Genomic DNA, 7,167 nt, shown 5'->3' on the forward strand with positions numbered 1-7,167 from the left:
TGCGTAAATCACAGAAATCTAGGTCTGGAGCAGTCGCAGTTCGGTGAGGCAGGCAGGAGAGACTTCCTGTGCTTCATCAATGAGCAAAACGGGTCGCAGCAGGGATGATCGGCAGTGCGCCTTCCATTTTTCGCGCAGGGTTTTAAAACTCCCATATCGATTCGCGGGCGCAAGTGAAACCCCGAAGAGCTCTCCCATTTCCCGATAAAAATCAGCGAGTTTACTTTGGGGTCGTTCCATGACGCCCAATGTGACATCCGGCATGGCGCTCAGTTGATGTGCTATCCATTGGAGGGTTTTGCTTTTTCCCTGACCGGGGTCTCCTGTGATCAGAGCAAAACCGCCCTGTGGGATCATTGCCTGCACACGATGCGCAAAGCTCTCTGTTTCAACCTCCACCCAGATGGCCTCGGCAGGCAGGTTTTGCACAAAAGGGTTGTATTTAAGGCCATAGATGGCCAGCAGGTTTTTATCATTCATTGACCAACTCCTCCTTGGGCATGTAAGCCGGGGCAAGTCCGCTTGCAGAGTACTCTTTCATCCATTTCAGCAGCAATGCCGGAGTTTCCTTTTTCTGGCCGGGGACGTTGGCGGTTGCTTCGCTGTCAGGATTTTCAATGGTTTTTCTGATGCCGGCGGCATTTTTTGTTTTGTCCTGGGGAAAAAGCCTCGCCAAAGGGCCGCCGGTTTGAGGGTCTATGATGGTCATCCGGCTTTTATCCCATCCCGGAAAGCGCAACGTGATTGTTCTCAGGTGCGAAAAGCGTTGCGGAAGCTCAAAGCGCACGCCTTCGACCACGACGGTAGAATCGCCGCGGCGGACAATACGCTCAATCTGGCGCGTAAAAGCCATGCGCATGGCATCTGCGCCGGGCGCCGGACGTCTCACATCCGGGCCTTCGAGCATCCGTTTCAAAGGGGTCGTTTTAATCTCACTGTGCCGGCTTCTATGGTAATCCTGTTCCACCCATGCCTGCGCGGCCTTGTTAAGAAAAGCCAGATCAAGATCATCGAGTCCCTTCAACAGGGCAATCAGACGACCCTCCAGTTGTCCCCAGAAAACCTCCTGTTTGCCGTTTTGATAGGGTGAATAAGGCAGGGTGGTCTCATGGACAATGCCAAGACGGGCCAGTCCCTGACGGGTCTCTTCGGCAATCATCGCCGCGCCGTTGTCTGTCATCAGGGCGCGCGGCAATCCGCGTTTCATGATTGCCTGGGTCAGTCCGTGAATGAGGCATTCGGCTGTTTCCGACATATAAAACTGCAAGTGACAGCAAACCCTGGAACGATCGTCTATGATTGCGAGGGCCATTGGCTGATGCCAAGCACCGGATGAGTCGAGCAGCCTGATTTTTGCGTGGTGAAAATCAAGATGCCACAATGCGTGGACATGCGAAGCCTCGTAGCTTCTGATCTCTCGCCGCTCTCTGCGCAGCTCCGCCTGGATTTGCCCTCCCGTCAGATGGGATGGGCCGTTCTTTTTCGCCCAGCCGTTTTCCCGCATACAGCGCAAAACGCTCTTATAGCTGGGAACATGCGGAAACATTGCATCATTCAGAGCCTGTGCAAGCAGATTGTCGTAGTGCAACTGAACGCTCCAGTGCTTCCCGGCATCGTACTGCAACTGTATGGCAGCCTTCAGCTCCTCGCTAACAACCCTGCGTATGCCGGCATCGACCCGAATCTTCCGCCCCAGTGCCGCGATGGGATCAGCAGCGTCTTTGGCTTGATAAAACCACCGTTCGATCGTCGAAAAACCCGGCGTTATCTGTTTGTCCGGAATAACGGGATGCTGGAAACTTTTGCCGGTCAGAGCCTCAAGCTCTCGCTGAAGTGCGCCACCTTCCGGCGGACAGGACAAAAGGGCGCCTATGACTGAAAAACGGAACTGTGCCCATTTTTGCCAATGGGGCATCTTTGACTCGCTCATGGGTGTTTTCTCCTCCAAACTCGCTTCTTCGTCCTCCTCCATGGAGAATCGATGTCGAATTCGTTGTCAAAACCCCTTTAGCTCATCCATTTCCTTTATACAGCCGCACATCTTTTGCGCGAAAAAATCGCCCGATACAGTTCCAGCAAATATCAAGTCCTCAAACCCTGATGGCAAGGGCATTCATGTATAGGATCAACTGCTGTTCGGTATTCTCCCCGGAGGCAATAAAATGCTCAAGCAAACTGGCAGGGAGCGTCTCTGCGCATACTGGCGGCATCAATATGCCCGACAACAACTTCCATACCGGCGTCTCAGGGAATATCTCTCGAAAATATTGCATCCAGCGGGACAATGTGGAACGTGTGACGCCAAAGAGTTGCTTCAGCTTTTCAACCGTGTAGCCCCCAACTCGGTTCTGCCGCAACGCAACGACAACATGAAAAACCACTCCAAAATAAACTCTACGGCCTGAAAATAAAACAGAGGAAGGCAACAACCGTTTTCGGCAACCTTCCTCGCCACAGCATAAACCGTAGCGAATCGAAACAGATGCTTCAAGTCCCGCCGGACCGCCTCGGGGTTTCCGCTGATACCATCCCCGGTGAAGAACCCCTCCGCAATGAGGACATTTCTCCTTACAGGCATTCTCCGACATATCTAAATCTATTTTTTGCAGCAGAATGAAAAGTGATTTGCTTTGTAGAATTTGTGATGTTATCATCGCCCCCGCCTTTTTTTAGGCAGGAGCCCCTTTTACGAATCGGCCAAGAAACGCGGGGGGGCTCCTTCCACTTTCCCTCGCACTTCTTGACCATATTTAACTTTTTTACCACCGATTTCTGTGGCCGTGCTCACAATAGCTGTGTAAAATGCGATATATCCATCCATAGTACCGTTCCACATATAAACGCTCCCCCCAAAGGGAAAAACAAGCGCCAGAAACAAAAAACTGAAACTTCGTTTGTAAAAGCTGTATATCCAAAATATTGCGGGAATAAGGAGAAAAAAAAGCGATAGTTTGGGTGCATACTCATTCCAGTAGCCCAGAACATACGCTATCTGGGCCGTCAAAACCGGAACCAGCTTCGGATAACCAACATGAGAGAACTGTACGGATGGATGATTCCAGCCGGCATTGATTGTTTCAGCCGTCCAGATCATTTTGGCGTGAAAAAACCAGATTGATCGTGCATCCCAACCCTGAAGAGGGTCGAACAATATTTTGATGTAGTATAAAAACAAAATAATAATGATCCAAGCGACAAGATATATGGTTCTTGTTGGGACTTGAAGTCCATTCCCAACTCTCATTGCATCGAAACACAACCATAAAACAGAGATGCCCGAAAAAATTGACCCAAGCAATAAACTGATTGACAACGATTGACACAAAAGCAAAAGAAGGTAGCATGCTGTTAGGCCGGAAGTAAAAATGAGTGGAAAAATTTCAATGAAAAGTAGATTTTCCTTTTTTGAATATAAAATGCTGATTACTAAATAGCCTAGCCCCAAAACATACATTAAACCGCCTAAACTAATTATATAAAACAAGTGCAACCTCTTGGCCACGTTCAAGTATTGTGTGGTTTAGAAGACCCCCCATTTCTGAGATAAAAATGATTTTTATTTTGCTGTTTTCGGATATTTTTCGAGGCCATGCGGATTCAACAAGCCTCTGATAGATAAATCCCCTACCGGCTGTTCGAATTTGTTCCGAAACTTGATAACTTTCCAACTGATGCTTCTTCAAAAGATACAACATTTCCTGTACCGACTACGGCAATACCTGCTCACCTGAATGGGAGACATTCACGTTGTGATTAAACCCCTGCAAATCTTTAACAATCTCAATCGTTGAGTAAAACAACTGCCCAACAGTTTTTAGAATGGGGGGATTGTGAAAAATAACGAAAAAGCCAAGAAGGCCTATTCCCCATAGTTTTCTGTTTTTCCAAAATGTTAACTTAAGGAAGAAAGGCATTTACCCCTTCGTCTCATACCCCCGGCGAGCTTTGAAAATCCGTCTTTTTTCATTCCCGTAAAGGAACATTTAAATGGTTTCAATACTCCCTTTACCACCATATTCACCTGATAATTTCGTGAAATCAAAACCAATATGAATCTCTCACTTTTTTAGGATACGTTTCTTCATTTTTTCACTTTTACGCAAAATATCTGAAAGGCCATATTCGGCATCTTCAAAAACAACGGTTGAAACAAGACCGTAACAAGTTTCCAGAACCTGTAAGGTCTCCATTTTGGCAACGATTCTTCTCCTAAAATGTCTTTAAATCCATGAACACCGTAAACCGTATAACCAAGCGATTTCATTTCGGAGGCGCTCCAGCCGGATTGATGCACTTGGTAGGGATTCCCCTGTATCGGACCTTGCGGCAAGAACCCGTTAGGGGTGAATATAACCACCTTTTTCGATGACAATTTTTCCATCACGGTTATAAGGGCCAAACCCTCCGCCTTCTCCAAATGCTCAATGAGGTCAAAGGCTAAAACGCACTCGAAGGAATGTTCTTCAAAAAGTTCGGTTAATTGATCCACGCCTGCAAGTATCGTCTCCGTATAAAAACCGCTTTCCCTTGCTTTCGTTACAACCTCCGGGAATGCGTCAACCCCTACGGCTTTTTTGAGGTAGGGAGAACAGCCTCTAATATGACCCCCATTCCCGCATCCTATATCTAAAAGGGTTTGGCAGGAACCTATAATTTCTTGCTCCAGTAAATTGACGTAAAGATCAAACCAATGGGAGGCTCTTGTTTTTATTTCGTGCGTGATCATAACGAATCGCCCTTATCACGATTGAAAGATGTTATTTCGAGGTCCTTTATTTTTCTCATCCTTGGCAACGGTCGCAAGGCCTGTTTCACCTCTTCTTTGAGATACTGCCTGGTATCGAGCATCCTTTTCGCATTCCATCCGCTTATACCCCGGATAAGAGGAGAAAGAGACAAGATGCCAATATCAAAACGATCCTTAAGCCTCCACAACCGCTCCGCAAAGGCATGTTCCAGGTAATGACCATTTGCATCATCCACATCGGTGTAAGCATCGGCAAGATATGTCGTGTAGAAATCTTTGTCGCTCCAGAAAAAATCGGATCGTATATGTAGTCTTGGCAACGTTGTAAAAGAATAGCCCACAAATTTAAGCGAGGGGGTTCTACGGAGTTCCCTTCTGATAACCGTAACAATACGCTTCAAATTCAAGACTCGATAACGGCCCGTTATTTTGATAAAAGCTTTTATATCTTCTTTTATCATGCAATTCTCAAGTGCCCAAGATATCATTATCCCCTCTGCCCAACCCTTTCCAGGAAAGCGATTGCTTACAGGAGGCGCAGGTACACTGTAGAGCGAAAGCTGACGGTTATGTTTTGCATACAAGTCGTACAAGGGGTGGAATTTGACAAGATCATATCCTGAGTTTTCACAGAAGAAAATTTTTTTGATCCCCGTCCTGCCGGTTGCCATCCATCGTAGTGTTTCAAGATATTGTTCTTCTCGTTCGGAGGAATCATTCAATTTCGAGATTGCGTGGGGATGGGGTGTAATTGTTCCCGTCAACAAGGCGGGCCATGTCTTTTCACGGGCGTGTAAGAGTCGCAAGCAACTGATCTCCTAAAAGCTTTTTGTTGAACCACCACGTCACAGGGCGTAGATATCGGATGCCTCTGATTGTCACACCAAAAATCCGCAAGGATGCGTAATTTATCAAATCGTGGGATTCCATGTGGAGTATTTTTAATCCGGAGCTTCGACAAGCAATACGAAATGATTTGGGTGAAAAGAAGTGCAGATGACCAAGGGGTCTGATCATGGACCATCGATCACGCTCAAATCTGCATCGCAAAGAATAAGAATTGGGAAACCTAAGCAAAACAATGCCGTTCACCGACAATAAACTCATAGCCTTTTTTAAAAACTCACATGGATTGTGCACCAGCTCTAAGACATCAATTGCGGATATGACGTCAAAAGTGCGATCAAAACGGCCATTTTCCAAAGTATTGCGGCAGATGTTAATATCACCGGCACGCGACAGTTTTACTGCATTTTTTGATGGTTCAACGACAGTCAGATCCCACCCCAATGCTTTAATTCTTGAAAGAAGATTTGTGTTTGCCGAACCTATGTCCAGCAAATTACCCAAGGTTCTGGAATGTCGCAAATGGTTGAGCACCCATAGATCGCCCACTGAAAAGTGACTGCTTGAACGCACATCCACAAAGTTGTCATCGGGAAGAACACTTTTATCGTTGTTTTTGTATGCCTCTGCAAGAAATGCTTCTGATGGAAGCGGGTGTACAAATATAAGGGTGCATTTCTGCATTTTGCCAATTTATGTATAATTTCAGGGTTGCCAATATCCACAGCCGTACCCCATGTCTCAAGAAAAGATGAACCGCCTATCGGGCAGCAATCATCAGTCTGTGTTGATTCCATCGCGTCTTCTTTCCCAGGGAAGGATCCTTGCCAAAATTGCTTTTCTCTCAGAACGCCAGACATGCTTAGGGCTAACCGGCTTAATTTCAAAACGTAAAGCCCCATCGGCCCGATCAATCCATCGCACAAGATGGACAACAGCACGAAGACTGACTTGATAGTGCCCAGGGTGAAAATCCTGCGGATCGACTTTCACTTTCACAAAATACTGTCCCGGAGATGCCTCTTCAGATTGCAGAAAATCGGAATCCCAGGAATCAATGATGATTTGACCGCTTATCGTTTCTATACGCAGGGCTATCAGCGCGTTTGCAACCCGTACCTTCACATTGTACCTGAAACATACGAAAAAAGGCTGGAACAATTCAAATTCACGCGTTTTCGTTCCGCTGAGCGATTCAGTCCATAGAGACTGAAATTTTATTTCGTGACTCAAGTCGGGTGTTGAGTTTCTCTGAAAAAGATCAACAACCGGTGCAGCATTATCGTAAGAGGACATCAAATAGTTGTTGATGACCTTTTTTGATGGCCCTTCGCAAACGAGCAACCCATTTTCCAACTGAAAGGAATTAGGACACAAAGTGTCTATGGCGCCCATATTGTGACTCACAAATAAAACCGTTCGACCCCCTCTTGCCACGTCGCTCATCTTGCCCAAGCATTTTTTCTGAAATTCCGCATCGCCGACCGCCAGAACTTCATCAACAACGAGGATTTCCGGCTCCAGGTGGGCGGCGACGGCAAAGGCGAGACGGACGTACATGCCGCTGGAGTAGC

The 7,167-nt window shown here is 46.8% G+C and carries 8 protein-coding genes; all 8 read right to left on the reverse strand.

The window, feature by feature from the left end:
- Positions 1–18 precede the first annotated feature (18 nt).
- Entirely contained in the window at positions 19–480 is a 462-nt protein-coding gene (locus B3D59_RS06310; protein WP_286818474.1) for an ATP-binding protein, read from the reverse strand.
- Positions 473–1,930 carry a DDE-type integrase/transposase/recombinase gene (locus tag B3D59_RS06315; protein WP_286818475.1) on the reverse strand — a complete coding sequence of 486 codons (1,458 nt, stop codon included), beginning with the start codon at positions 1,928–1,930 and terminating at the stop codon, positions 473–475. Before B3D59_RS06315 ends, B3D59_RS06310 begins: the two co-directional genes overlap by 8 nt.
- Before the next feature lie 160 nt (positions 1,931–2,090).
- A complete protein-coding gene (locus B3D59_RS06320; protein ID WP_286818476.1) occupies positions 2,091–2,654 on the reverse strand; it encodes a hypothetical protein in 564 nt (187 codons plus the stop codon).
- Between the two features lie 32 nt (positions 2,655–2,686).
- Positions 2,687–3,454 carry a hypothetical protein gene (locus B3D59_RS06325; RefSeq protein ID WP_286818477.1) on the reverse strand — a complete coding sequence of 256 codons (768 nt, stop codon included), beginning with the start codon at positions 3,452–3,454 and terminating at the stop codon, positions 2,687–2,689.
- Positions 3,455–4,081: 627 nt separating this feature from the next.
- On the reverse strand, positions 4,082–4,726 hold the full coding sequence (locus B3D59_RS06330; protein WP_286818478.1) for a class I SAM-dependent methyltransferase: 645 nt from the start codon (positions 4,724–4,726) through the stop codon (positions 4,082–4,084).
- The gene (locus tag B3D59_RS06335; RefSeq protein WP_286818479.1) at positions 4,723–5,514 is read right to left on the reverse strand and encodes a hypothetical protein; all 792 of its coding nucleotides are present in this window, start codon (positions 5,512–5,514) and stop codon (positions 4,723–4,725) included. Before B3D59_RS06335 ends, B3D59_RS06330 begins: the two co-directional genes overlap by 4 nt.
- Before the next feature lie 16 nt (positions 5,515–5,530).
- A complete protein-coding gene (locus tag B3D59_RS06340; RefSeq protein ID WP_286818480.1) occupies positions 5,531–6,277 on the reverse strand; it encodes a class I SAM-dependent methyltransferase in 747 nt (248 codons plus the stop codon).
- Positions 6,278–6,370: 93 nt separating this feature from the next.
- Positions 6,371–7,167 (reverse strand): Wzt carbohydrate-binding domain-containing protein (locus B3D59_RS06345; protein WP_286818481.1); only part of this gene is annotated, 797 nt, incomplete at its 5' end.

The organism is Desulfobacter sp. UBA2225, assembly GCF_002348205.1.
Classification (GTDB): domain Bacteria; phylum Desulfobacterota; class Desulfobacteria; order Desulfobacterales; family Desulfobacteraceae; genus Desulfobacter; species Desulfobacter postgatei.